31 protein-coding genes and 1 tRNA gene are annotated in these 25,526 nt (G+C 61.1%); 9 read left to right on the plus strand and 23 right to left on the minus strand.

Annotated elements, in window-relative coordinates; genetic code table 11:
• Positions 1–200 precede the first annotated feature (200 nt).
• Complete coding sequence (locus tag OVY48_RS22430; RefSeq protein ID WP_313924519.1) at positions 201–2,210, minus strand: putative bifunctional diguanylate cyclase/phosphodiesterase; 2,010 nt, start codon at positions 2,208–2,210, stop codon at positions 201–203.
• 119 nt (positions 2,211–2,329) lie between these two features.
• Between OVY48_RS22430 and moaA the strand changes: the two genes are divergently transcribed.
• From moaA to OVY48_RS22445, 3 genes are all read left to right on the plus strand, one after another.
• Complete coding sequence (moaA, locus tag OVY48_RS22435) at positions 2,330–3,343, plus strand: GTP 3',8-cyclase MoaA (protein WP_313924882.1); 1,014 nt, start codon at positions 2,330–2,332, stop codon at positions 3,341–3,343.
• The gene (locus OVY48_RS22440; protein ID WP_313924520.1) at positions 3,340–4,116 is read left to right on the plus strand and encodes an NAD kinase; all 777 of its coding nucleotides are present in this window, start codon (positions 3,340–3,342) and stop codon (positions 4,114–4,116) included. The genes moaA and OVY48_RS22440 overlap by 4 nt, the downstream gene beginning before the upstream one ends.
• A gap of 90 nt (positions 4,117–4,206) precedes the next feature.
• Positions 4,207–4,281 (plus strand) — tRNA-Asn (locus OVY48_RS22445).
• Positions 4,282–4,436: 155 nt separating this feature from the next.
• Here OVY48_RS22445 and OVY48_RS22450 read toward each other — a convergent pair.
• From OVY48_RS22450 to OVY48_RS22475, 6 genes are read right to left on the minus strand one after another with little or no spacing between them, the layout of a single operon-like run.
• The gene (locus OVY48_RS22450; RefSeq protein ID WP_313924521.1) at positions 4,437–5,012 is read right to left on the minus strand and encodes a hypothetical protein; all 576 of its coding nucleotides are present in this window, start codon (positions 5,010–5,012) and stop codon (positions 4,437–4,439) included.
• A 16-nt stretch (positions 5,013–5,028) separates the two neighbouring features.
• Positions 5,029–5,442 carry a hypothetical protein gene (locus tag OVY48_RS22455; RefSeq protein WP_313924522.1) on the minus strand — a complete coding sequence of 138 codons (414 nt, stop codon included), beginning with the start codon at positions 5,440–5,442 and terminating at the stop codon, positions 5,029–5,031.
• A gap of 33 nt (positions 5,443–5,475) precedes the next feature.
• Positions 5,476–5,727 carry a hypothetical protein gene (locus OVY48_RS22460; RefSeq protein WP_313924523.1) on the minus strand — a complete coding sequence of 84 codons (252 nt, stop codon included), beginning with the start codon at positions 5,725–5,727 and terminating at the stop codon, positions 5,476–5,478.
• A 4-nt stretch (positions 5,728–5,731) separates the two neighbouring features.
• Positions 5,732–6,262: a hypothetical protein gene (locus OVY48_RS22465; RefSeq protein ID WP_313924524.1), complete on the minus strand. Its 531-nt coding sequence runs from the start codon at positions 6,260–6,262 to the stop codon at positions 5,732–5,734.
• Complete coding sequence (locus OVY48_RS22470) at positions 6,259–6,630, minus strand: hypothetical protein (RefSeq protein ID WP_313924525.1); 372 nt, start codon at positions 6,628–6,630, stop codon at positions 6,259–6,261. Before OVY48_RS22470 ends, OVY48_RS22465 begins: the two co-directional genes overlap by 4 nt.
• A complete protein-coding gene (locus OVY48_RS22475) occupies positions 6,630–7,004 on the minus strand; it encodes a hypothetical protein (RefSeq protein WP_313924526.1) in 375 nt (124 codons plus the stop codon). Before OVY48_RS22475 ends, OVY48_RS22470 begins: the two co-directional genes overlap by 1 nt.
• Positions 7,005–7,160: 156 nt before the next feature.
• Here OVY48_RS22475 and OVY48_RS22480 point away from each other — a divergent pair, with 156 nt between their 5' ends.
• From OVY48_RS22480 to OVY48_RS22495, 4 genes are all read left to right on the plus strand, one after another.
• Positions 7,161–7,475: a helix-turn-helix transcriptional regulator gene (locus OVY48_RS22480; protein ID WP_313924527.1), complete on the plus strand. Its 315-nt coding sequence runs from the start codon at positions 7,161–7,163 to the stop codon at positions 7,473–7,475.
• A gap of 327 nt (positions 7,476–7,802) precedes the next feature.
• The gene (locus OVY48_RS22485) at positions 7,803–9,146 is read left to right on the plus strand and encodes a hypothetical protein (RefSeq protein WP_313924528.1); all 1,344 of its coding nucleotides are present in this window, start codon (positions 7,803–7,805) and stop codon (positions 9,144–9,146) included.
• A gap of 374 nt (positions 9,147–9,520) precedes the next feature.
• Complete coding sequence (locus OVY48_RS22490; RefSeq protein ID WP_313924529.1) at positions 9,521–9,715, plus strand: hypothetical protein; 195 nt, start codon at positions 9,521–9,523, stop codon at positions 9,713–9,715.
• A gap of 329 nt (positions 9,716–10,044) precedes the next feature.
• The gene (locus OVY48_RS22495; protein WP_313924530.1) at positions 10,045–10,347 is read left to right on the plus strand and encodes a hypothetical protein; all 303 of its coding nucleotides are present in this window, start codon (positions 10,045–10,047) and stop codon (positions 10,345–10,347) included.
• A gap of 6 nt (positions 10,348–10,353) precedes the next feature.
• Here the strand turns inward: OVY48_RS22495 and OVY48_RS22500 are convergent, their stop codons facing one another.
• The 16 genes from OVY48_RS22500 to OVY48_RS22575 form a co-directional block, all read right to left on the minus strand.
• Entirely contained in the window at positions 10,354–13,056 is a 2,703-nt protein-coding gene (locus OVY48_RS22500) for a hypothetical protein (protein ID WP_313924531.1), read from the minus strand.
• 132 nt (positions 13,057–13,188) lie between these two features.
• Complete coding sequence (locus OVY48_RS22505; protein ID WP_313924532.1) at positions 13,189–13,512, minus strand: hypothetical protein; 324 nt, start codon at positions 13,510–13,512, stop codon at positions 13,189–13,191.
• The gene (locus OVY48_RS22510) at positions 13,509–13,664 is read right to left on the minus strand and encodes a hypothetical protein (protein WP_313924533.1); all 156 of its coding nucleotides are present in this window, start codon (positions 13,662–13,664) and stop codon (positions 13,509–13,511) included. The genes OVY48_RS22505 and OVY48_RS22510 overlap by 4 nt, the downstream gene beginning before the upstream one ends.
• A 30-nt stretch (positions 13,665–13,694) precedes the next feature.
• Positions 13,695–14,234, minus strand: a complete 540-nt coding sequence (locus OVY48_RS22515; RefSeq protein ID WP_313924534.1) for a hypothetical protein — start codon at positions 14,232–14,234, stop codon at positions 13,695–13,697.
• Positions 14,231–14,863: an HK97 family phage prohead protease gene (locus OVY48_RS22520; protein WP_052027665.1), complete on the minus strand. Its 633-nt coding sequence runs from the start codon at positions 14,861–14,863 to the stop codon at positions 14,231–14,233. The genes OVY48_RS22515 and OVY48_RS22520 overlap by 4 nt, the downstream gene beginning before the upstream one ends.
• Positions 14,864–14,950: 87 nt before the next feature.
• Positions 14,951–15,172 carry a hypothetical protein gene (locus OVY48_RS22525; RefSeq protein WP_052027666.1) on the minus strand — a complete coding sequence of 74 codons (222 nt, stop codon included), beginning with the start codon at positions 15,170–15,172 and terminating at the stop codon, positions 14,951–14,953.
• A 77-nt stretch (positions 15,173–15,249) separates the two neighbouring features.
• Positions 15,250–15,579: an HNH endonuclease signature motif containing protein gene (locus tag OVY48_RS22530; RefSeq protein WP_313924535.1), complete on the minus strand. Its 330-nt coding sequence runs from the start codon at positions 15,577–15,579 to the stop codon at positions 15,250–15,252.
• Positions 15,572–15,892 (minus strand): hypothetical protein, encoded by a 321-nt coding sequence (locus OVY48_RS22535; protein ID WP_313924536.1) that lies wholly within the window; start codon positions 15,890–15,892, stop codon positions 15,572–15,574. Before OVY48_RS22535 ends, OVY48_RS22530 begins: the two co-directional genes overlap by 8 nt.
• Positions 15,883–16,149 carry a hypothetical protein gene (locus tag OVY48_RS22540; RefSeq protein ID WP_052027667.1) on the minus strand — a complete coding sequence of 89 codons (267 nt, stop codon included), beginning with the start codon at positions 16,147–16,149 and terminating at the stop codon, positions 15,883–15,885. Before OVY48_RS22540 ends, OVY48_RS22535 begins: the two co-directional genes overlap by 10 nt.
• A 1-nt stretch (position 16,150) precedes the next feature.
• A complete protein-coding gene (locus tag OVY48_RS22545) occupies positions 16,151–16,564 on the minus strand; it encodes a P27 family phage terminase small subunit (protein ID WP_313924537.1) in 414 nt (137 codons plus the stop codon).
• Positions 16,565–17,014: 450 nt separating this feature from the next.
• Complete coding sequence (locus OVY48_RS22550; protein WP_313924538.1) at positions 17,015–18,349, minus strand: phage/plasmid primase, P4 family; 1,335 nt, start codon at positions 18,347–18,349, stop codon at positions 17,015–17,017.
• Positions 18,336–18,893, minus strand: coding sequence for a hypothetical protein (locus OVY48_RS22555; RefSeq protein WP_313924539.1), 558 nt, complete (start codon positions 18,891–18,893; stop codon positions 18,336–18,338). The genes OVY48_RS22550 and OVY48_RS22555 overlap by 14 nt, the downstream gene beginning before the upstream one ends.
• A 355-nt stretch (positions 18,894–19,248) precedes the next feature.
• The gene (locus tag OVY48_RS22560) at positions 19,249–19,452 is read right to left on the minus strand and encodes an AlpA family phage regulatory protein (RefSeq protein WP_313924540.1); all 204 of its coding nucleotides are present in this window, start codon (positions 19,450–19,452) and stop codon (positions 19,249–19,251) included.
• Between the two features lie 44 nt (positions 19,453–19,496).
• The gene (locus OVY48_RS22565; protein ID WP_313924541.1) at positions 19,497–19,868 is read right to left on the minus strand and encodes a hypothetical protein; all 372 of its coding nucleotides are present in this window, start codon (positions 19,866–19,868) and stop codon (positions 19,497–19,499) included.
• Positions 19,861–21,036 carry a phage integrase central domain-containing protein gene (locus OVY48_RS22570; RefSeq protein WP_313924542.1) on the minus strand — a complete coding sequence of 392 codons (1,176 nt, stop codon included), beginning with the start codon at positions 21,034–21,036 and terminating at the stop codon, positions 19,861–19,863. Before OVY48_RS22570 ends, OVY48_RS22565 begins: the two co-directional genes overlap by 8 nt.
• A 161-nt stretch (positions 21,037–21,197) precedes the next feature.
• On the minus strand, positions 21,198–22,121 hold the full coding sequence (locus OVY48_RS22575) for a LysR family transcriptional regulator (RefSeq protein ID WP_313924543.1): 924 nt from the start codon (positions 22,119–22,121) through the stop codon (positions 21,198–21,200).
• 117 nt (positions 22,122–22,238) lie between these two features.
• Between OVY48_RS22575 and OVY48_RS22580 the strand changes: the two genes are divergently transcribed.
• Entirely contained in the window at positions 22,239–24,554 is a 2,316-nt protein-coding gene (locus tag OVY48_RS22580) for a TonB-dependent receptor (RefSeq protein WP_313924544.1), read from the plus strand.
• A gap of 38 nt (positions 24,555–24,592) precedes the next feature.
• A complete protein-coding gene (locus OVY48_RS22585) occupies positions 24,593–25,525 on the plus strand; it encodes an MBL fold metallo-hydrolase (protein ID WP_313924545.1) in 933 nt (310 codons plus the stop codon).
• Position 25,526 lies beyond the last annotated feature (1 nt).

Genomic DNA, 25,526 nt, shown 5'->3' on the forward strand with positions numbered 1-25,526 from the left:
CGTTCGTGCTGAGTAGGGACTGAGCTTGTCGAAGGCCCGTATCGAAGCATCTGGCGCAGCGCCCGATCCTTCGATACGCCATTTCGACTTCGCTCAATGGCTACTCAGGACGAACGGATTGGGGATTATAGCCGGGCTCTAAGCAACCGGCCACCAACGGCAAAAAGGGCGCGGGATCAACCCCCGCGCCCTTTTGCATGTCAGCTCAAAAACAAACTCACCAGATCCGCCGACGAAATCCCTGCCGACCGCAAAAACCCCTGATAAAAATCGCACCCCTCGCGCGCCAGCAGGTCGAGCTGCTGCTCGGTCTCCACCCCTTCGGCGATAACTTTCAGCCCCAACGACTTGGCCATATGGATGACCCCCCGCACGATGATCCGGTCGCGCGCCGTCCCGGCAATATCCTGCGCCAGCCCGCTATCGATCTTCAAATAATCGAGCGGCAGGCTCTTCAAATAAGCCAGGCTCGAATAGCCCGTCCCGAAATCGTCGATCGCCACCGCCAGCCCCTCGGCCCGCAGCGCCCGCAGCAGCGCCGACGCCGCGCCGATATCCTCGATCAGCCCGCTCTCGGTAATCTCGACCGTCAGCCGCGATCTTGGGAAACCGCTGCCATCGACCATGCGTAACAGCTCACTCATGAAGCTCGGCTGGGCGATGTCCGCCGCCGTCACATTGATCGACAGCCGCAGCGCCGACAGCGCCCGTGGCCACGCCGCCGCCTGCCGCAACGCCTCCGCCTGGATATGCGCCGACAGCGGCAGCATATAGTCGGATCGCTCGGCGGTCGCGAACAATATGCCCGCGCCCAGCGGCCCATAATGGGGGTGGTTCCACCGCGCCAGCGCCTCGACCCCGCTGATCTGCGCCGAATGGACCGGATATTGCGGTTGGAACACGATGCCGATCTCGCCCCGGTCCAGCGCCAGCCGCAGGTCCGTCTCCAGCCGGTCGGCATCGACCTGGCGGCTCTGCTTGTCGGCCGACAGGATGCGGATGCCCTCGCCCCCCGCCTGCCGCGCATCGGCCAGCGCCGTGCCCGCCCGGCGCAGCATCAGCGTCGCATCATCGTCGCTCCGCGCCTGCGCAATGCCGCACCGCGCGATCAGGCGGATGAGATGATCGCCCGCACTGAATGGCCGCCCGATCGCCCCGATCAACTGCCGCGCCAAGAAGGTCGCCCGGTCACCCCCCGCCGCCTCGCCGGTCAGCCCGACCAGAAATTCGGTCCCCGCAATCCGCGCCACCATCGCGCCGGGCGCGACATCGTCGACCAGCCGCTCGATCCGCCGCGCGATCCGCCCCAGCAGCGCGTCGCCCACCACTTGGCCATAGGCCGCGTTCATCCGCTCGAACTGGCTGATCGACAGCAGCAGCACGGTCGTCGGCAAACCCTCCCGCTGCTCCAGCCACGCCAGCGCCGCCTGCCGCGATCGCACCCCGGTCAGATAATCGCGCGACGCACTCTCGCGCTCATGCCCCTCAGACAGCCATTCGACATCAGCCGCGACCATCCCTTCCTCGACCCGCAGATGATGGACCAATCGATCGCCCGGCCGTCCAGGCAGCCCATGCGCCAGCGCATCGGGCGTCCCGCTGCGCAGCATCGCCCGCACCGCCGCCAGCACCGCCCGCCGCTCCCCGCGCGGCAAGCGCCGCACCAGCGAGGCAGGCGTCACCAGCGCGTCCGCCAGCCCCAGATGTGCCATCAGCCCCGCGCTCAGCCGCAGCCGCCCGTCGCGCTCCAATTGCCAATAAAGCGCATCGCCCCGGCGGATACGTTGCGCCCGCTGGCTATGCTTGGCCCCGCCACCCAGCCGTTCGACCAGCCGATGCGCCGACGCCAGCACCGCACGCAATCCCGCATCGCCAAAGGGCGCGAGCAGGAAATGCGTCGCCCCCGCCTCCATCAGCGCGGGCACCCGCCCCTCGTCACTCCCGTCGATCAGCACGATCAACGCGCCGCCACCCGCCTCCATCGCCGGGACCAAGGGCGCCATCAACCGCGCGGCGTCACCGCTCTGGCGCATATCGACCAGCGCCACCTGCGCCTCGCTGCGCAGAAAGCGCTGCGGCGCATCGCCCGGCCGCCGTGCCCCGATCGCGCGCCATCCCGCCAGCCGCGCCGCATGGCACAGCCCGTCGCGGTCGCCCGGTGACAGGATGAACAGGCTGCGCTGGCCGTCTGCGGCACTTTCTCCGCTCACTATACTCGTCCCCCGGCGCCGCGCATCGAAACGGCTTAACAGCGATGCGTTACCGACCTCTTGCCCCCGCTGCAACCGGAGCGCTTGCGCCGCTCCTGCCCATCGCCTACCTATCCCCCATGTTTCCGGCCCCTCCCCCGCGCACGCCGCTGACCGACGGCCTTGGTCGCCGGATCAGCTATCTGCGCATTTCGGTGACGGATCGCTGCGACCTGCGCTGCCGCTATTGCATGGCGGAACGGATGCAGTTCCTGCCCAAGAACCAGGTGCTCACCCTCGAAGAAATCGCGCTGCTGGCTGACCTGTTCATCGCGCGCGGCATCACCCGCATCCGCCTGACCGGCGGCGAGCCGCTGGTCCGCCGCGACATTAGCGATCTGGTGCGCCGCATCGGGCGGCATCTGGGTAACGGGCTGGACGAACTCACCCTTACCACCAACGGCACCCGCCTCGCCGATCATGCCGCGACGCTGGTCGATGCCGGCGTCCGCCGCATCAATGTCAGCCTCGACAGCCGCGACCCCGCCCGCTTTGCGCATGTGACGCGCGGCGGCGACATCGCCACCGTCCTGCACGGCATCAGGACGGCTCGCGACGCAGGCCTCGCGATCAAGATCAACATGGTCGCGCTCAAGGGCGTCAATGAGGATGAAATCCTCCCCATGCTGCACTGGTGCGATGCGGAGGGGCTGGACCTCACCCTCATCGAAACCATGCCCTTGGGCGACACCGGCGAGGACCGCACCGACCATTATCTCCCGCTGACGCAGGTCGCCGCCGCGATCGACGCCGCCCACCCGCTGACGCCCGTGCCCGACCGCACCGGCGGCCCGGCGCGCTATCACCGCGTCGATGGCCTGCGCGCCCGGCTCGGCCTCATCACCCCGCTCACCCAGAATTTCTGCGCCGACTGCAACCGCATCCGCATGACCTGCGAGGGCAAGATTTTCATGTGCCTCGGCCATGAGGATCATGTGGATTTCAAGGCCGCCCTGCGCGACGGCGGCCTGGACGCGGTCGAACCACTGATCGACCGCGCGCTCCGCCTGAAGCCTGCCCGCCATGATTTCCGCATCGGCGCGGGCGAAACCGGCCCCGCCACCCGTCGCCACATGAGCGTCACCGGCGGATGATCGACGAGCCGCGGCGCGCGCTCGTCGCGTCCCCCACCAACGCCGCCAGAGCCGCCGAAGAGCGGCTTCGCGCCGCCTATGACTTCGTGCCCATTGAACAGGCCGACATGGTCATCGCGCTCGGCGGCGACGGCTACATGCTGCAAACCCTCCACGCCATGCTGGAAGCGCGGCGGATCGTCCCCGTCTTCGGCATGAACTTAGGCACCGTCGGCTTCCTGATGAACGAATGGCGGCTCGAACGGCTCGACCAGCGGCTGGAAAAAGCCAAGAGCTTCAAGGTCCATCCGCTGCGCATGGTCGTCGATACCGTCGATGGCGAACAATTTTCCATCCCCGCCATCAACGAAGTCTCGCTGCTGCGCGAAACCCGCCAGACCGCCAAGCTTGAGGTGCAGGTCAATGGCCGCGCCGTGCTGCCCGAACTGGTGTGCGACGGCGTGCTGGTCGCCACCCCGGCCGGGTCCACCGCCTACAACCTCTCCGCCCATGGCCCCATCCTGCCGCTGGGCTCGGGCCTGGTTGCGTTGACCCCGATCAGCCCCTTCCGCCCCCGCCGCTGGCGTGGCGCGATCCTGCCCGAAAACACCGTCATCCGCTTCACCGTGCTTGATCCGGTCAAGCGCCCGGTCAGCGCCGTCGCCGACCAGCGCGAAGTGCGTGATGTCGCGCAAGTGGAGGTCCGCATCGACCGCGCGACCCCTTTGACCTTGCTGTTCGACCCCGAACATACGCTGGACGACCGCATCGCCGCCGAGCAATTCATCGCCTGATCGCAAGCCAAAAAAATCATCAGATTAACGCTTGCCATTCCGCAAAACCCGCTGCTATAGGCGCGCTCTGCCCGGTGAGAGCCGGGCTGCTCCCTGATAGCTCAGCGGTAGAGCATTCGACTGTTAATCGAATGGCCGTAGGTTCGAATCCTACTCAGGGAGCCAATTTTTTCCGCTAAGCTGTTGAAAAACAACCTAAATTGGCGAGGGCATGGTTGCCCACCCTAAAACCCTTCATAACATAATTCTGAACGTGGAATCGCATCTACCTTTGATGAAGTGCTTCCCATTCATCGTTTATGAGTGTTCGTTGTGGCAATTCATTCGCACGGCGCTAGGCAAGAAACGACCATCGCTTGCGCAATGGCCCACATCAGCACGTCTTTGGGCACCGGCACGCTGACGCTGACATAACCCACATTGACCGCCCGTCGCGTCCCGTAGCGCCTGATCCATTCCTTCCCATGCTGACGCCATGCGCGCTGGAGCGGAACGACCGGCAGCAGATAACAGACCCCTGACGGCGCGAATGCATAGGCAATGAAGTCGCAGGCCAGCGGCTTCTGCACCCAGCCAGGAATGCGCCGGGCCTCGTCGCTCCATCGCTCCAGCAAAATGTCAGGCCAGTCCTCCATGCGGACCTTCTCGTCCACGGTGTAGGTTCGGCCGCAGTCGAGGGTCAGGACGCGATCGATGCCGCCGCGCTGCGCCCAACCATCGTTGCGCACGGCAATGGCAGAGACGAGCTTGGGGAATGCCCGGCGGTACATGTCGATCCACCACGGCGCATCGGTAAAGCTCTCGGACAGGGCGAGACTGTCATGAAAACGATGGCGACGGGGCCGCGACTCCGAAATGCCCCGATCCTTTCGAACCGGGGCACGTGGGTTGCTCAATGCCGGTAAAGGGCGGCTATTCGGGTTCGCGTTCATATCTCCAATAGCGGACGCCATTAATCCCGATCTGTGCGCAGCCGCCATCCCCAGCTAAGCATCGATCTATAGTGTTATCCTTTTCCAGATCCGCGACCGGGCATCCTGCATAGCCCTGCCAGTCGGCATTCTGACGGTGGAAGTCATCCTCCCCCCTGCTGCCTTCCAGTTCGTCGCCATCGGGGCCAAGGTCAGGATCGCCGTCAAGGTCGTCCATCCGGTCGATGGCCTGTTGAACAAGCCGGGCAAGCGATTGGCGGGGAAGCGACGGGATGACCGCCAGCATGCTTTCGAACGAACCGACAGGCACTATTCGGCGACGATCACGTTTGCGCCGCCAAGGCTGATCGTGACGAAGGCGGTGGCGTGTGACTTGAGAGGCGTTGCTAGCCATGGGCATTCTCCCCCTTCTCATGCGATTCGCCCGTCATTCGACCAGTTCCTTGCCCACGCCCGCCAGAATGATCGCCTTCACGGCATCACGCTGGAGGGGATCGAAGCGGACGCCGCGCTCGTGGGCATGAAGGGCCGCCTCGTCTACATCACCCTTGATAGACCAGTGCAGCCATACCGCGTCACCGATGACGGAATAGCCGCCGCCGAGTTCGACATAGTGAGCAAGCCATTGGGCAGGGTCGAAGACGGCGGATAGGCCTGCCGCTTTTTTGCTAAGGTCCATGGATTCATTCCTCCACGGAACCGGTGCGATACCGGCGTTTCCAGAGTGCTTGGCTTGCTCCCTCTTGAAAGGCGGCACCAACCTTTCCGTGATCTGTATCGATCTCGCAACACATGAAATCGAAGACAGTATCAATCGCGGTTTGCAGCGCCTCCTTCTCCGCTTCGGGCGGCTCTCCGGCGCAATTGGCATGCATGTCGAAGGCATTGACGATGTGGAACTGGAGGATCATCACCTCCTTCCAAATTACCGGCACTTGATGGAGAATGGCGACGCGAAGCGCGTCTGTTTCTCGCGTGAGGGCCTTCAGTGCCTGCGAATAACGGCTCTGGTGGTAATCGTCCTCGTCCTTTCGAGCAGCGCCCTCGGCCTGATCGACGATATTGTACTCCGCCATCGTCTGCTCGTACCGTGCATGCATCGATAGGATGGGCGTCAAATCCAGAAGTTGACTGTCGCGCAAGCTGTCTATCGTGTCGCCGCCAGCTTTTTTAGGCTTGGGCGTGGCTGCCTGTTGTCGGATGCTGCTGATCACAGATCTACTCCTTCGAGTAGGTCGGGGACGACGCTCATCAACTTCGAGCCCCTTGCGATCCCGGCATCAAGCAGCCCCGTCGCCTCGTTCATGATGGTCAGGACATCGCAATCGCATCGAATGCTGTCGCCACTCCCATCGACGCCCGCAAGGTCGAGCTTAGTCAAGCTGTCTGACAGGGTGCGCGCAGGCAGCGCCATGATGACCTGGATTGCCGCCGTGATCGCATCGGTAGCGGCGTCCGCCTGTGCGTTGGTATAATCGTCGCCAAGCGCGTCCAGGGCGCTTTGGACATCGCTCACGTCCTCGAATGCCTTGGACCAGATTGCATCAAGGGGATGCGGCTTTGTAAGGATGATGCAGGTCATCAGTTCGCTCCCGCCAGCCGTTCGATGTCAGAAATTATCCCGGCGAGGAGGTCGTTTGCCTGATCCGACCCGTCGAAAACCCAAAACTGGTGGGCCGAGCGCAGCTTATGCGCGATTGCATCGTAGGTCGGTGCGGGCGTGAGCAGCAGTGCATTGAGCGCTTCATCGTGGGCGCTGCGAAGATTGGCGTAGGCTGCCTCTTCATGCTGAATGGCCTCGAAAGCGGTTTCCCCGCCTCCATCGTTGATCACGCCGGATTGCATATGCAGGGTCCAGTAAGCCTCTTGCTCCTGATAGGCGTCGCGCTCCGCCTGCACGGCGGCATGCCATTTGGGATCAGGCAGGATGGACGAAGGCCTGGCGGCGATGGCCATCGTGGGGACAGCTGCAACGGACAGAGTAGCAAGCGCGCGCATGACATCGCGCCGCGAGGACGTTAGGGTGTGCATAGTCGTTTTCCCTCTTCATCAGGGGTTTCGATCAGGCCGGGTGCGGGAGCTTCCACCTTCCCCATCCGGCCACTCAATTCCTTGAGTGATAACATTGTTATCAATGATGCATCGTTGCGTCAATCGACTTGTGATACTATGGTTATCAGCATGTCACCTGAGCAATCACGAATGGCCCGCGCCGCGCTGGGCTGGTCACTTACAAAGCTAGCCGCCAAGGCAGGTATCGGTCGTGCAACTGTAGCCAGATTTGAACTAGGTGAGTCGGTCCAGAACGAGAACGTTGCATCAATCGCGCGGTCATTCGAAGATGCAGGGCTAAAAATAATTGCCGCAGGAGAGGTTTCAGAATCAGCCGGGGAAGGTGTTCGCTTTCAGACAGTGCATCCGGACTAACCCTAAAATGGCGCAGGCTAGACATCTCCGGCGAAGTTTGAGGATACCAGGGTGCGCGGCACCGTGTCGCCCCCATGATTCTGGCCTTGAATTTCCTGAAGGTCTGAGCGCAGAATGTGTTGACCGAACTTAGCCGCATTCAGCCTTGATCCCCCATCATCCATTTCACCAGGAAGAGACTTCGTAGTTCTCCCCAATTCCGGGGAATATTCCGGCAGGGGCCAATCTCTCTCGGTTCATGGACTATCGGCATCGACGGGTCTTCAGTATGCAAACAGGCGAATCGCGGCGACCCATTGAAGTGAGCGGCCCAGGCGGAGGTGTTCGGTGACGACAGAAATTGCTGTGATCAACCGACTTGGAGTGGCCTTGGCTGCGGACAGCGCAATCACAATCTCCGGCTTCGGAGTTCAGAAGGTTTTTGACACCGGCGACAAACTCTTCGAACTTTGCTGTGATCACCCGGTAGGCATTATGGTCAACGGCAATCTAGATTTCCTCGGCGTGCCTTGGGAAATTATCATTAAGGATTTTCGAAAATCCGAGTTTGACGTGCCGACATCCATCGAAGGATGGGCACAGGCTTTCCTTGCTTTCGTGGTGCAGCACCGCGCCGTGAGTGAGCGCGAGGTCGGCTTGTGGATGCAAAGAACGGTGAGAGTGCAGCTTGACAGCATCCGTGCATCAGTCCGCGCTATAATCGATGAGGCGCTGAGTCGACCGAACCCACCTGCCATAGATCCCGCTGCCATCTATGCCTTCATTATTTCCGAAATTCATCGTCGTCTTCAGGAAGTGGAATCCCGCCCGCGCCTGCACAGTCTCCACGATCTTGTTGGAGGAGGGTTGAACGAAACGATTGAGCCACTCATTGTTAATTTTCTCTCAGAGCTTTTTGCGGACTTGGAATTCACGGCTGACGACCGCGTAGCAGTGGAGCAATTGCTCTCAACCTCGCTACTGGTCGAAATGTCGGACGATCGGAGCACCGGCCTGATCGTTTGCGGCTTTGGTGGCGACGATCTTTTCCCGTCCTTATTTTCCGTTGCAGTTGACGGGGTCGTCTGCGGGAAGCTTCGCTACGAGGTAACTCATAAAGTTGAAATCACTCGCGATCCGTCTGGCCAAGACGGCACATCAAAGGAACTCGGCACGGCAATTTCATTTGCGCAAACCGATGTAATCGATCGATTGCTCCGCGGTGCAGATCATCGGGTTTTTGCTAAGTCCCGTGAATTTATGGAGAACACAATCCGCAATGTATGTGATCAGCTTTTCAACCAGGCTGGTTATCAGATGCAGGGGCCGGATGGTGCCGCCATAGATATTGGAGTTTTTTCATCTTTCCTCGGTGCCAACATTGCTGAGGAATATGACGTGTTCAGCGGCAGGATTGCTGATACCATAGAGAGCGAATTTAAACGGACGATCGCGTTGATGCCTAAACAGGAGTTGATAGAACTCGCGGAGGCTTTGGTCAGCATAACTGCTGTGGAGCGTAAGGCGTCTTACGACGCAGGAACCGTCGGCGGGCCGATTGATGTCGCATTGATAACGCGATCTGAAGGATTTGTATGGATTAAGCGGAAGCATCATTTTCGGGGGGATCTGAACCCTCGGTACATGTCACGTGTTCTGGCATCGAGTAATCAAGGAGGACCGGCACAATGAAACAGTCCCACCATTCGCGTTACGATAGGCATCCGCCTGCCAAAAAGGGCACCTCGCTGGACGACCGTGTCAACGAAGTTACCAGGAATTCTGTTGATCGAGCATCTTCCGAAATTGCCCGCAAGGCAACCAAGGCTCTAGAGAGTTGCCCCGCTTAATCAATGCGTTGCCAGAAAGCCTGTCGGCACCCGGAAGCCTTTCTGCTTGATGTTATGGGCGCTGGCGGTCGTCCTAATCGGGGGATTTGTGGATTAGTCCCCTTAAAAGCTCAGGCAATCGCGACGAGGTAACGGGTTCCGAATGCGCCTCCGTAACGGTCGGAACATGCGCATCTTCTGCGGGTTGGTTGGGTTCAAGCCTAGTAGGAGCGCAAGATGAACACCGAACAAATCCCAGGCGAGAACGATCAGGCTGACATGGCTGGTACGTCCATGAACGATCTGCCCGGCACCGATGCTGACGTTGATGTTGATGTCGATTCGGAGGAAGAGGACGAAAAGGCTGACGCCATGGAAGATGCGCAGGAAGATGCTGCACATGAGCGTGAGGATGAGGGCGGCTATCAGTAACGGCAGCGACCATGGGCTGCAGCCCTCTCCCTTCGCACGGGTGGGTCTCATTCATCGTACGCAGTGGTTGGCTGCGTCGCCTCTGAGGGTTATAAACCTCATCGATATGCACTGGCATATGACTTGCTCCACCCCAAGGAGCATCCGCTATGCCCAGTTCGCTCTCATTCCCCCGTTCACGTCATGATGATTTCCGCCACGTCAATTGCCCCGATGGGGAGCCGCCTAAAGCAAACGGATGGCAAGCACGAAGCCTGGACGCTTCTTCCGGACTCCTTGCCGATGATCGGCCAGACAGTAGAGTAGAGAGGAAGATTCGGGAGGGTGAAATGTCAGGCATGTTCGCACGTTGGAGAGAGGCCCGCCGGATCGCGCGCACGCAACGGGGCTTTGACGATGCCTTCAACGAGGTTTTTGGCGAAGGTGACCGGGTCAACCCCCGCACACTGAAGGATCGCGAGCTTCACGCCCGGCTGGCGCGCCCGGACCTTGGCCCGGTAGCGCGAGGCATGGCCAGTCAGGAACTTCGACGGCGAGAGGCCTGGGCAGCGCCCGCCGGGCGTGCCTACTGGATTTCAGCAGCAGCACTGGTAGTTGCGATCGCAGCATTTGGCGTATCGGTTTTGACCTGATGATGGTCAGACCGCTGCCACCGCCCCCGCGCTGTCCTTCGTCTTGAGGCTGCTATCTGCACTGTCCCAAAAGAGCGTGACCACGCCAGTGGGGGGCGTGGCGACAGAAGCGGCTGCGACGGCGCGCAGATTGATACGGCCGCTCGTCACCAGGGATAACGCCGCCGTCTGCTGCTGCAAAATGGTCCATCCATTTGCCCCATCGCAAACGAACGTGGCCAGATCGCCGATCTCGCGCAAAAGGATAAGCGTTGTGGAGGCAACATTTTTCACCGCGACAGCGCCGGTGCTGGACCCCGCCGCCTTGCGCACGATCGCTATCTCGCCGGATCGCCCGCCGGTCCAGAGCGTGGCGTCGATCGTTGAACCGGATGGGGGCTGCACGTCGATGATGCGACCGGCCAGTGTCCCCGACAATGTCGCGCTCGCGGTGATCGCCGTGCTGTCAGTAACCCGGCGATCGAAGGATGACAGATAGCGCTCAGCGACCGTCCAGCTGCCGACATTCTCGCAAACGAACCAGGCGATGTCATTGATGTCGCGCAGTCGCTCTATTGTCACTCCAGATGGGAGCTTCACGTTCACGAACTTATCGCTCGAACCCGTCCACTTAATGGCCGCCATACGATCGCCGGGCTTGCCATCGGGCAAGGTGATGTCGATATTTGCGGAGGATGGTTGCACGCGGATGATGCGCCCTAGCGGGACGCTCGTCAGGACCGTGCTAGCCGTCCGAACAGACCCGAACAGCGTCCTGACGGGAGAGGCATCAACTCCGCCCATCAGCACTGTTGCTTCGCCCGCAATGTCATATTCGTATCGGGTGAAAGCGCCAGACGTTGTGCCGGGGGAGACAACGTCCACGAGTTTCAACTTGATGTCGTTGTTGTTGCACGTCGCGCCTTCGTCCAGGCCGTTGTAGACGCCAGTGGCAGTGCCGCGAATGACGCAGTCCTGCGTCGGTCGGCCACCATTGGAGACAAGCCGAACCGCATAATGGTCGGATGCCGTTGCGCCTTCTACCCTACCGACAAAATCAACCCGGATGGCCTTGCATCCACCGAGCGATATCATTGCCGCGAGGTCAACCTTAGTCGTGTCGAGCCGATAGCCGAACGTTCCGCCGATCACCGCCCCATTGATATTGGCATCCTCGCAACCGCGCAGATCGATGCACTTGGCTTCCATATTCTCGAATTGCGGTGCGCTAATCGATACCTTGCGCCCCTCGCCGATTTCGGACGCGGGCGTGGTGGCAGGGCCGTTGAAGCACTGGTTGAAATACTCACCGACGCTGCGGATATACTCAAATTCGCGCTTGAACGACCAGGCATTGCGGCAGCCGTAGTATTCGTTTCCGATCAGCAGCGCGCTACGGTTGTCCAGCGATCCATCGACGTTCGCCGAGCCGTAAATAGCCAAGTCAGGCGCGCCCCAGAATCGACACCTTGCAACGGTCACACGGTTTCCGGACGGGAACAGGCAACTATCGCCGCCAGGAGACAGGCTATAGTGCGCGCCAAGGTAGAACCGGCAGCCGATATAATTCTGCTCTGCAAAGCCCGTCGCGTAACACAGGTCATTTGCGGTAAGCGGCAGTCCCTCCTCATTAAAAGATGAAGGCGGCATATATCGCCCATCAAGCCATAGATCCTCGACCGTCAATTTCAGGGATCGCGAAGCGGTTGAGCCAACCGTCGATGAGTTGCGAGGATTTAACAGCCCTGTGTCACAATTCGGCCCGCCGATCAGCGCGCCGTTGCCCATCCCCTTGATGTGCAGATTGCGGCCCTCGCCCGTAACGGGTGCAGAACTGTTGCGGTAGATCGGCTCCGAAATGATGAGAGGATAGCCCAGCTTTGTTGCCTTGAGAACCGCAGCAACGAGGGCGGGACCATCATCGACCAGAACCGATGGCGAGCCGCCGATTTCGGCCGCGACCTGGGCGAGCATAGCAGCGCGCGTGCGGAACGCCGGGTTACTCGATTTGAAGCCGACGCCAATAACCGACTGCACGCCCTCCGGGGTGTAGGTGTCGGGATCATAGCCCAGCAACTCGCGGCCGATGATCGGGATTGCGCTTGCGCCTTGCTGAAAAACCTTAGCCAGCGATTTGCCGATCTTGCCAACTGGATAGTCGGTGCGAGCTTCATCGAATTCGATAATTTCAGCGCCAGATGCGCCAACCAGTGCATAGCGCGCGTCCATGGCCGCCACGGTTGGCTCATAAATCAGTCCAGCATCATACAGACGGCGCTCTGCACCATATCCCTGCGCGCCGCGCTGAATGACGATGGTTGCGCCGGGCATGGCTACCAGCTCGGTGACCGGGAAATTGGGGAGCGAAATCGGCTCATCGACGGGAACGCCAGAGCCTTCATCGACCGTAACCGGAAAACTATGCCGAAAAGTTCCGCCAACCTCCGTGATGTCGCCCCGGAGCGCTCGTGACCGCCCCGCCTCATAAATGGCTGCCGCGTTAGCGCTGGACACCAAGAACGAAACAGAGAAATGATCATCCGCCAACACCCCCGCAACACTCAGGAACGGCTCGCTTGCGCGGGAAAGGCGAAACGAAAGGACAAACGATCGCCCCAACAGATCCTGGCTTTCACCCGCCCCGTTCTGCAAAATCAAAGGCAGGGCCAAGGCTTCGCCGGAACGCACCATGAGCGCTCCGGAGAGCGTGAATCCCGCTTGGTCTGTCATGTTTTATCCCTCAACTCGTCAAGCTGCGCGCGAATGGATGGTGCGATTGCCATGGTAGGTTCCTATTGATGAAGCCGGTGCCCCCGGCAGCACCACGCCGCCGGGGTATAGGTGCGGTCTGGCGTCCGCTGCCTAGTGAGGTGGAGTGCCTTGGTGGCCACTGACCGGACCATGGCGGGCATCTCTTTCTGAGACAGCCGTGGCGGACGTGCCATCGGCCAGCAGCGGCTCTACCCCATAGTATCCCGTCAAGATCAGCGATCGAATGTCCTTGCGCCGCTCGGCAATCCATTCGGGAAGGTAGGCGCTCTGCGCGGTCAGTATTTCCCGCACATCTTCCCGGCTATGGCCGTTGGAGTGAAGGTCCATGGCGGTTGCCGCCATGGCCTGCTGAATAGTCTCCATCAACTTGGACATCCACGCGCTTTCAAGTCGGTCGATCTCGGCGGGGATCATAGGGCTGCCCCTGTGCCAGCCTGTTCTCGCTCCAGTTCCGCAATGCGCGTCCGAAGCCGCTTGTTCTCGGCCTTAAGCGGGTTAACGGCATTGTCGATATATCGGCAAACCAGTTTCATGATGTCCGCGCCGATCGCGCTTGCCTGCTCCATGGGCGTGTCCTTATTCTGAGAGGGGGGGGTTCACGGGCGCAAATCCTTGCCGTCGCGGCCCCGCTTGACGCACAAGGTCCACGCTTTTGAAGCGTCGCCGGGGCGCTCTTTGGTCGCCTCATTGCAGTGCCAGAGCGAACCGCCGTAGGTGGCCGTATTGCCCGGATCATAGGTTTCGCCATCGGCAAAAACGCCGCGATAGATCATCGGCGGTGAAGCCTTTTGGGCTGCCTGCTCCAATCGGACGATCCTCGCGGCCATTTGCTGAACAACGCTTTGCACATCGGTCGTATGGCCAATGGCCAACGCGATTAGGTCTAAAAAGGCCCAGTGGTCCTTTTGCCGGTAGGTGCAGGGAAGGTCGCCCTTTGTGTCATTGTGAACGTCCTGAAAGGCGCTCATCCATTTACCAACATCGGCGCGCATTTTTTGCGCTTCTCGCATCTCAGCATCGTCGTCGCCGTGTGCTAATGCGATCATCGCTCGATATTCTTTTATGCCGATATCATCGCCAGGCTTGGCCTTCCGGCGCGACTTGGGAGCTGTGCGCTTTGTGGTCATACTGGTCAAAGCTGGACGACCTTATGGCGACGGATATTCCCAATTTTCACAACGCGCACCGGCTCCGGAATACCAAGTCGCGCGCGACGCTGCCTAGCTTCCTTCGCGTTGCGCGAATGCACCGTCAGCAAAGCGGCCACCTTGCACTCTTGCTCAGTCAGTCGGACTGTCCTTCCGCCGCGCACTGATTTGAGGCCAGTGATCTTCGCGTCGGGCTGCGCGGGGATCGCGCACGCAGAAAGCTCCAGCCATTCCCACGAGAGGAACCGCGCGCCGCCTTCCGCCATCATCTCATATTCGATCGGGCGAAAACCGATTGAGACGTATTTGCGAAGGCCCGCCTTCAGCAGCGACCATGCCTTATCAACTAGATCCTTTGCAGCGCCAGGTTCGGAAATCTTCTTTATACGTGCGCGGAAACGAATGCCCGTCGCGGTGACCTCTGCAAGCTCGACCTCGCCAACGGCTAACGTGTGGTCGTGGTCCAGCAGGAAAGGGATCGGAAGCTCATAGGCCGCGCCTTGGCTCTCCACGATGTCTCCGGCACGATCGATACGGGGGGTCGAGGCAATGCCCTCGATTATACGCTGGTCCTCATCGACCGATCGGATCTGAAAATTACTGAAAACGCGGTTCATTGGCTGGCCTCATGTTTCCTGCATAATCGGCTATGGCGCGCGCGGGAGAAAGGCACTGACGGTGACTAACGGTGACTCACGGGCACTTCAGAGCGGATTATTTTCGATACTCAGCGCTGCCGATTGGCAAAGATCGACAAGCCCATATTCGACCCGGCGACCGGATCGACGGAAGGGAATGGGGCGGTCCAGCGCGCGACGGTTGCGCAAGGTCGAAACCGCACGGCGTAACAGTCGCGCCGCGTCCGCCTCGCTCACATAGCCGTCCCATGATATAGCAATGCCCATGGCAACGCAGGCCGTGCGCATGGTGACGACCGCCTCAGAAATGCTTGGCGAGTTTGTCGGAGCCTGCGGCCAAGGCCGATTGCAGTGGGGACAACAGGTCATTCGACTGGCCACCCATCGCTACCAATGACAGCCTTTGGTGCCTTCCATCCATTGTCTGCGCGGGTCTTTGCATCGTGGCACGCGACGCAAACCGGCTGTAGGTTCGTGATGTCATAGAGCGGCGCGCCCGGCGGCAAATCCGCGATCTGGGTGATATGATCAGCGATCGTTGCAGCGGTCACGCGCGGCGGGTTCTTTTGAGCGCACAGCCTGCATAGAGGCTCCTGCGCCAATAGCTGCGCGCGCAGTCTGACGTGCTGCGCCCCATAGCCGCGCTGATGGCGGCTCTCCTTGCCGACGTGCTGCCACGCCTTGCGGTTAGACATGGCCAGCATCCTTGCCGCTCTCAGGCGACGCGGCGTCGAAACGCCCTTCGGCCCATGGCAGCGCGTCCGGGACGGCAAGGTCGGCGGTTCGCTCACTCCACCATTGCAACAGCGCGTCGCGATTGCGGGCCCAATCGGCCCTCATATCGGCCATGGCCAGCGCCTGCGCGCTTGCATCCATCTGGTTGAACGTCGCGGTTGTGAGATACCCAACGCCTGCTAATAGGCAGGCGTCCGGGCCTTCCAGCAGTTGCTGGCGGCGATATTCGTCCAGGCGCAGGCTGCGCTTTGCCTTCGTCCGCTTCACCGGCATGGCGGCTCTCCGAACGTCTCCACCGCCCACGGCTTCCGCGCAGGATCAGGCTGCCGCCCCTCCATGAACTGCGCGCCCAAGCGAAGCCATGCAGCTCGCGCCATCGCTTCATCCGGCCGCCCATGCTCATCGAGCAGGACGCCGATGCCGGATAGGTCGCCAAAAAAGTCATATCCTGAATCAAAGGCATCAGCCCACGCCGCCGCCTCTATGGCAGGGTCTATGCGCCGCTTATGGGCGCGTCGCTTGACTGGCATGTCAATCTCTCCTGTTTGAATGAAGGGCGGGCGGACGCTTGCTTTCAGATGGTGCGCCCGCGTCTAGATCGAGTTCCCGAACCAGCCGGGCGTAGGCAATCCGCGCGTCCCGCTCGATCGCGACGGCGGGGTGCGTCTTCAGGTCGCCATTTGCCCCTGTGAAGGTCAATGCGCCATGATCGGCCAGCGCTTGCCGCGCCTGTTGCATCCGGTCCCACGCCTCTGCAGCGGATTGCAACAGGCGGACGTGGTGCGGCTCTAGATCGTAATCGGCGATCACCTGTTGCCACCACTGCGCCGCTTCAACGGACAGGTGCGGCGGCGGTTGTGGCTGGCTATAATCCTTGCTTTGCGGCGCTGCGTTGTGTGGCCGGGCCTCCAGTGTCACCCCTGTCTTACGTCCGGGCTTCGTCATCTCGTTCTCCTTCGTTTTGAGGCTGATTCGCGCGCACGGGACCAACCGGGGCAACGCGCATGTGAAATTAGGGAGGCGGCGGTCCCCTAGGGCTCGGCCCGCCATCGCTTCGATCACCCCCCACCGGTGCGCAGTGCGCAGACAATCAAACACCCGCACCCCGCGCACCTTCGGGCACAAGTCGCGGAATTGCTGGCGTTGGGCCGGTTCGAAGCGGTGCGCAGAATGAAAAGTGCGCACTGAAAATTCATACCGCAGGAAAAAATCCGCGCGTGCGAACGGAGCCGGTGGGCAGGGATGGGGTTGCCCGGACTTTGGGCCGCCCCCCCCCTTTGACCGTAAGGGTCGCAAGGGACGCTTAGGGACGGATAATCCCTATGACCCTCCATGTGCGCGCGTGCGTGTGGGCGATAATCGGAAAGACGCGACCCTATACGACCCTTGCGACCCTTACGCACGGCCAGCATCCCGCCTGAGCAGCGAAATGCCACCATAGGACCGAATGCCGTTGCTCTTGCGATCCCGGAAACCCGCCCTTTTCAGCTTACTGCTCATCGCCCTTTGTGAGCCAGGATCATCGCCAGCGGCGCGGGCATAATCTGCCCAATCATTATAAAGCGGTGTCGGCATTTCCCATTTATTGGCTCCGCATTCGCAGCGATCCGCAATCCACTGCCCGAACAAATCCTGATCCTCGAAGTAATCCTGTGTCGCGGCCGTCACGATCTCCGGGCGCGTCAATCGGTTGCGTTGCCAATCAAGGCACCCCTCGATTGCCCAGCCAAGGATGCGCCCAGCTTCCGCTTTCAGCTTTTCATCCAAGTGCGGGTCAGGATGGACCGGCTTTTGAGTGAATGGTACGATGTTGAAGCGCCTGCGGGCGGCATCATCTACATTGGCAAGCACAGGGGCATGATTTCCAACAATCATAAGCTTGAAGGCGGGCGTGAACTCGAAGAAGTCCTGCCGCATGAAGCGCGCACTGATCTTGTCGCCGCCCGTTATCTGCTTAATCCGGCTCTCTGCCCAAGCACGCCCTTCCTCAGTTTCGCTGGCCGATACCAGCCGCGCGCCTTTGAGCATTGCCAAATCGGTAGGATGCTTGTCGTTCTTGCTTGCTGTGAAAGTTTCCATGCTAGCCGTGGTGGCGTAATCACCAAGGATGTAGGTCAGCATGTTCAGGAACACGGACTTGCCATTGCCGCCAGGGCCGTAGATGAAGAACAATGCGTGCTCATCGGTTAAACCGGTAAGGCAGTATCCCGCGACCTGCTGAAGGAACCGCATCAAATCTTGATCGCCTGCTGTCGCCTCGTGCAGGAACTGGAGCCAGCGCGTCGGCGCTCCCCGTTCCGGTGCAACACCGGCCAGTTTGGTAATATGATCCCCCGGCCGCGAAGCCGAATATTCACCCGCGCGCAAATCGATCGTGCCGCCGGGTGTGCCGAGAAGCATCGGGTCGCTATCCCAAATATCGGATGTCACCGCATGGACAGGATCGGCGCGCGCGAACTTTTCCACGCCGCCAGCAAATGCAGCCTTCCCGCCGCCTCCCTTGATCCGCGCCATGGTCCTGGCGTAGGTGAACGCCCGGTGGCAGCTATCCTTGTGCCACCGCTTGCCGTTCCATTCATACCATGCACCCATGTCATGATCGAAGCGCAGCGTCTCGCCGTGTGCCTGTGTGAAGGCCAGAGCTACATCATCCTCTGACGGCTCATCGGATTTGCGTTTGGGGCGGTTGGCGACATCAAGAGCCGCCGGTGTGAGGCTAAGCGGCTGCACGGCGCGCCTCCTTCCGATATATCATGTTCGGAAGGCGGGCGGGCTTGGACAGGACGGCTAGCAATCTGCGCCCGACCATTTCGTCTGTCTCGACCGCTTCCAACGCTGCCATTTCGCGAATTTCAGGTGCGTTCCAATCCAGGATGCACATGCCATGCCCGGCGCCGGCCATCCATTCCAGCGGGGTTGCGAACAGACGAACTGGCCCGTCATCCCACCGCGGTAAAAGCCAGTCGGTGCCAAGCGCCCAACCGAGACCGGTGCGCCAGAACCAACGAGCGGGATTGGTTGTTCTCCAGGCAATCAGGTCGATCATGTTGCCCATATCGATCACCGGCATCACTACATGCGGCGGACCATCGCCCGGCTGATAGTGGCGCGACGGTTCAGGTAGCGCGTGGGAAATGCCGAATACGGGTTGGATCGCGCCCAAATCCGCGATCGACGCGCCGGGCACTCCAAGGGCAAGTAGCCGATCGATATGCTCTTGGCGGACGCGAGAAATGGACGAAGCCATTTCCGCTTCAAGGTAGGAGCGCGTCATGCCGCACCTCCTGACGGATCGAAGGCAGAGCCAAGGATTTCGTCCAAGGTGAAGCGCGCTGGCCGTCGTGTCGGGTGACGCGCGCCTTGCGCAGCCGCCCGCCGCTGGTTTTCGCGACGCTGTTGCGCAGCGCGCCAGTGACCCACGTCGAGAATGATTGCCGTCCGATCAAACATGGCCCGTCGCTCCGAAAGCGATCGGCGCGATCAACGCGGCGCGATGGATGGAAAGCCCGTGACGCGCAGCCAGATATTGGATGCGTCTACGAGTCGTGCTATGTGCGTCAGTGTCAACCGCCAGAAGACACTCGACGCCTTCACCCTCGCGGGTGGGGGCGTTTCGCTTCGGCATAGTTTTACGCCGCAGCTTTATCGCGGGCGTTAATGCGTTCCCGCACCCAGCCGACAACTTCATCGCGACAGAAGGCAATGCGTTTTTCGCCGACCGGCACGGCGCTCGGAAAGCGACCGTCAGCCCGAAGGCGATTTATCATGGTGCGGCTCAACGAGGTGATTTCACACGCACGGTTGAGACTGATAAGCTGCGGAACATCGGACATTTACCGCTCCCTCCATGTTGGAACGGTTGCCCACTTGGACCATATTAATCGGTTGAAAAATCTCGCGGCGATTTAATATGCATTTTTTTTGGACGGCCTCGCGCATTTGCCGATTTAGTCAGATATTGCCAGTCCGAGGGACGAATGCGGCTTTCCAGCGCCATGATATAAAAATCGTTTGCTGAAAGGGTGTAAAGTTCAGCCAGAGCTAGATTGTCCGCACCAAGGGCTTCCAGTCCGTTTTTGGCATTCCGGTACGCCTCACGCCAACTGACTCTGCCCGCTGCCATATCATCTCGAGTGCGGCGCTCCGCTGCGACGTCGCCAACCCACCAACCTGGGGAAGGAAGGTTTTTGCCGGATTCTGTTTTCTTTAAAATGGCTGTCAAGCGGCGTTCCATCGCATCCTTATCCATTCAGAAAGCCCTCCCACGCCTTCATCAGTTCGCGCCGCTTCTCTAGCGCGTCGCCGCGACGATAAGCCCGCTCTGTCTCGTCGCCGACCGCATGGGCAAGCGCTGCCTCTGCGACTTCGCGCTGAAACGTCGTCGCCTCGCCAACCCAATCGCGGAAACTTGACCGAAAACCATGTACGGTGAAGCCGTCGCCTGCTGCTGCATGGAGCGCTTTCAATAATGTCATGTCCGATAGAGGTCGGACAGATCGCTGGCCAGGGAAGACGTGATCACCCTCCGACCGCGCCTTGGCTTCTGCCAATATCGTAACCGCGCGTTCTCCAAGAGGCACGCGATGAACCTTCCCCGATTTCATCTTGTGTGCGGGGATAGTCCAAGTTGCCGTGGCCGTGTCTATCTCGTCCCAAGTCGCCGCGCGCGTTTCACCGGAACGCGCGGCAGTCAGGACGGTGAATTCCAGCGCCCTCGCTCCCACGGCAGCGCTGTTCCGCAGCTTCGCTATTAACGCTGGCACGTCTACATAGGGCATCGCTGCATGATGCCCGCGCTTCAGCTTGGACGGTGTTGGGAGTATTTGGTCGAGATGCCCTTTCCAAGTCGCCGGGTTATCGCCCTGCCGTAGCCCGCGCGCCTTCGCGTGATCCAGCACCATACGTATGCGGTCGCGCACTTTCGTCGCGGTCTCCGGCTTGCTATGCCAAAGGGTACGCAGGACTTGGACAACATCATCCGTTACAATCTGATCGACCGGCATTTGGCTCAGCGCCTTGGTGTAAGTCGTGGCGAACCTCTGCCAGGCCGCGACCGTCTTCGCTCCGCGCCACTTGGGGGCCATGGTCTCGATATATTCTGCCACAACTTCGCCGAAGGTAGGTGCCCGGTTCGCTGCCTGCCGCTCGGCCATTTCTACTTTCGGGTCGCCGCCAGCCCCGACGATTAACCGCGCTTCATCAGCCTTCCCCCGCGCAATCGCGAGCGACACATGCCCAGCGCCCGCGCCATATCGGCCCAACCCAATCTCCCGCCTGACACCACAGCGACGCCAGATGAATATCCAGCTCTTGCCGCCTGATTTCTGTACGCGCAGATATAAGCCGTCACCATCGCCGTAAACGCCTGGCGCGACCGCCGCCTTCACTCTGCTATCGGTTAGCTTGTTTCGTGCCATTCATAACCCCTACCATAACTTGCATAGTTGCTACTATGGTTAGCCACCATGAACATGATGGCAACAAGGTTATGAAAATCAGGCACATGTTGTCAATAAAGATAGCAATAACAGAGATTTGTTTTCTACTCAGGGAGCCAACATCCTTCTCTTGCGAAGGATCAGCCAGCACCAACGATCTGGCCCGCATCACCCCCCGACGTCGCAATCAATCGCGCCCGCAACCAGGACAAACCCCGGTCGGCCGCCCGCGCGCTATGAAACTGCATCATCTCGCGCATCGCGGGCAGCGGAAAGGGCGGCTCGCACAAGATCAGCGACAGTTGCGGGGCCAGTTCGCGCGCCAGCCGCTCATGCATCAACGCCAGCCGCGTCGTGCCGGGCAGCATCCAGGGCACTTGGGTAAAGGCGGCGCAGATGATCTCGATCCGCCGCTGCCGCCCCTGATCGCGCAGCACATCGTCGATAAACGTCCCGTCCCGCGACACGCTCACCACAATATGCCCGCTATTGTAAAAGGTGTCGGCATCCAGCGGCTGGTGCAGCACCGGGTTGTTGGCGCACCCCACCACCACATGCCGCTCTTCGAACACCAGTTCGCGCGGATGTATGGGACTGAGATATTTTTCCGGCGAGATGATCAGGTCGATGTCGCCATCGTCCAGCCGTTCCAAAATGTCCGATCGCGGCAGCGTGATCTCGATCTGCACCCCCGGCGCTTCGGCCTGCAAAGACCGCAGCGCCGGGCCGAGCAGCACCGTCGTGATATAGTCCGACGCAACGATCCGAAACCGCCGCCGCGACTGCGCCGGATCGAAATGCATCCCGCTCGCCAAGATGCCGCGCAGATTCAGCACCGCCGCCGCGACATGCGGCGCGAGCGACAGCGCGCCCGGCGTCGGCACCATCCGCTTGCCATGCTGCACCAATATGTCGTCGGAAAAAGCCTCGCGCAGCCGTTTCAGCGCTGCGCTCATCGCCGATTGCGTCAGGTTCAGCCGCTCCGCCGCCCGCGTCACGCCGCGCTCCTGAATCAACACGTCGAAGGCGATCAGCAAGTTCAGATCAAATTGGTCGAGCCGCATCCATCAATCCTATTTGTGGAACTGCATTGAAACAAATCGTTATGATAATTTTACCGAACTTGCCACAGGTCAATGCGAAGGCGCTGCCCGATACGACGCGCCGCATGGGAGGATATCATGAAAACATTGCTTCTGGCTGGAACTGCCGCCATCCTGACTTTCGGCATCGCGCAGAGCGCCTCGGCCCAACAGGCCGATGTCGCCGTGCAGGACAGCGCCGAACCCGCCAATGACGGCCTCGCCGACATCGTCGTCACCGCCCAGCGCCGCACGGAATCGCTGCAGCGCGCCGCGCTTGCCGTATCGGCCGTGACCGGTGACGATCTCGCCAAGTCGGGCATCACCGAAACCGCCAATCTCGGCAAGCTGGTCCCCTCGCTGGTCGTCCAGCCGACCGGCGGCACCACCAGCTTCTTCCTGCGCGGCGTCGGCACCAGTTCGCAGAACAGCTTTTCCGAAAACGCCATCGCCTTCAACTTCAACGGCGTCTATGTCGGCCGCCCGACGGCCCCTGCCGGCGTCTTCTACGATCTGGAGCGGGTCGAAGTGGTCAAGGGACCGCAGGGCACGCTTTATGGCCGCAACGCCACCGGCGGCGCCATCAACGTGCTGCCGAAAAAGCCTGAACTGGGCAAATTCGGGGCTGAAGGCCTGTTCGAATATGGCAATTACGACAGCAAGAAGGGCTTTCTGGCGCTCAACGTGCCGATCGGCGACACCGTCGCCCTGCGCGTCGCTGGCCAGATCGTCGATCGCGACGGCTATATCTCGGACGGCTATGACGACGACAAGGGCGAAGCCGTCCGCGCTTCGCTGCTGATCGAACCATCCGATATGTGGTCGATGACACTGGTCGCCGACTATTATCGCCAGCATGGCAAGGGGGCCGGTGCCGTCCTGCTGCCCAGCGCCGCCTTCGCCGTGCCGGACCTTGATGATCGCGTCAGCGTGTCCGACCCGCGCGCCCAGGCCGCGATTGCAGGCTATGCCGCCACCATCTTCGCCCCGCCCTTCTGCGGTGGCTTTGGCGGCTTCGTGCGCAGCGGCTGCGTGGCGCAAGCAGGCTCCGACGGTTTCCTCGACAATAAATTCTACGGCCTCAGCGCAACGATCGTCGGCGACATGGGCTTTGGCACCCTGACCGTCATTCCCGCCTACCGTAAGTCGGACGTGAAGTTCCGCACCTATCTGCCGGGCTTTGCCGGCGATTTCACCGATCTCGCCGAGCAGGCGTCGCTCGAAGTCCGCTTGTCGTCGAAGGAAGATCAGCGACTGCGCTATGTCTTGGGTGCCTTCTATTTCGGCGAAAACCAGGAGACCGAAAACTTCTTCCGCCAGGGCAATATCTCGACCACCCGCTTCACGCCTCGGCTCGATACTGAAAGCGTCGCCGCCTTCGGTCAGCTGACCTTCGACGTGACCGATGCGTTGCGCCTGGTCGCTGGCGGTCGCTACACCCGCGAAGACAAGCGGCAGCTGACCTCGACCGCTGCGGGCGGCCTGCCCGGCCCGATCAATCCGCCGCTCAGCGCACCCTTCACCGGCGACCTGAGCTTCGAGAAATTCACCTGGAAGGCCGGCGTGGAGTTTGACGCAGGCCCGGCCTCGCTCGTCTACGCCAATGTCGCGACTGGCTTCAAATCGGGCGGTTTCTTCGTCGCCCAGCCGCCAAACAACACCTTCGCGCCCGAAACGCTGACCGCCTATACGGTCGGTGCCAAGAACCGCTTTTTCGACAATAAGCTGCAGCTGAACTTCGAAGCCTTCTACTGGGACTATAAGGATCAGCAGATCACCTTCGTCGGCGGCGTGCCCACCGGCAACGGCCTGTTCGCGCAAGGTTCGACCACGGTCAATGCGGGCAAGTCGAAAATCTACGGTGCCGAATTCGAAGCCCGCTTCGCCCCCAGCCGCAACGACCTGTTCAACCTGAACGTCCAGTTCCTCAAGGGCAAATATGACGAGCTGGTCACCGCCAACTTCTCGCCCACCGGCGCGCCGGTGACGACGGGTTGCACCACGCTGGGCAGCCGCCTCGCCAATCCCGGCGTCAACGGTGCGCGCTTCTACGACATCGACTGTTCGGGCAAGCCCACCGCCAATGCGCCGAAATGGGCGATCAATGTCGGCTATGAGCGGACCTTCCCCCTGTCGGACGAGCTGTCGCTGGTTGCGGGCGCACGCGCCAATATCGAATCCAGCCGCTACATGAACACCAACTATCGCGAGGAAGAAAAGCAGGACGGCTTCGTGATGGCGGATGCCTTCCTGACGCTCGACAGCCGCGGTGGCTGGAACATCACCGGCTTCATCAACAACATCACCGACAAGGAAGTCCTGGCCCGCGCGGGAACCCGGCCGATCCTCGACTTCCCGGTCGGCACCCTGCGTCCGCCGCGCACCTATGGCGTCCGCCTCGGGTTCGACTTCTGATGCGCGTGCGTCTCTCCCGGCTGGCCCTTGCGGCACTGATGGCGACCTCTCCCGCCTTCGCGCAGCAAGCGGCGGTCGGGGGAGACGCCTTCGTGACGCTCGGCACGATGGGCGGCCCGGTCCCCAGCCGGGACCGGTCGCAGCCCGCCAATGCGCTGACGCATGACGGGCGCGTCTATCTGGTCGATGCGGGCGACGGCACGGTGCAGCAACTGGCGCGGGCAGGCATCCTCCTGCCAGCGGTCAAGTCGGTGTTCCTCAGCCACCTGCATGTCGATCATACCGGCGGCCTGTCGGCGGTGCTTGGCCTGCGCAACCAGACCAATATCAACGATCCGCTCACCGTCTATGGCCCACCCGGCACACGCGAACTGGTCGCGGGCATGGTCGCCTCGATGCAACCCGCCGCCCGCGTCGGCTATGGCATTCCCGGCAAGCCCTGGACGCCCCCTGCGCAGACCGTGGACGTGATCGAACTCACCGATGGCGAGAGCATCAAGGTCGACGGCATGACCGTCACCGCCGCGCAGAACAGCCATTATGACTTCGCCCCCGGCAGCGTCGAGGATCGCAACTACCAGTCGCTCTCGCTGCGTTTCGACCTGCCCGGCCGGTCGATCGTCTATACCGGCGACACCGGCCCCAGCGCGGCGGTCGAAAAGCTGGCCAAGGGCGCGGACCTGCTGGTCAGCGAGATGATCGACATGGACGGTACGCTGGCCAATGTCGCCCGCAACTCGCCGAACATGCCGGCCCCCGCCAAGCAACAGCTCGAACAGCATCTCTCCACCCATCATCTGACCCCCGACGCGGTCGGGCGGCTCGCGGCTGGCGCAGGCGTCAAGTCGCTGGTGGTCACCCATTTCGCCGCAGGCACGCCCGATCCCGCGCGCACCCGCAGCTATGTCACCCAGATCCGCACGCATTTTCGCGGGCCGATCGCCATCGCCAATGATCTCGACCGTTTCTGAA

This window comes from Sphingobium sp. SA2 (assembly GCF_032227065.1).
Taxonomy (GTDB): domain Bacteria; phylum Pseudomonadota; class Alphaproteobacteria; order Sphingomonadales; family Sphingomonadaceae; genus Sphingobium.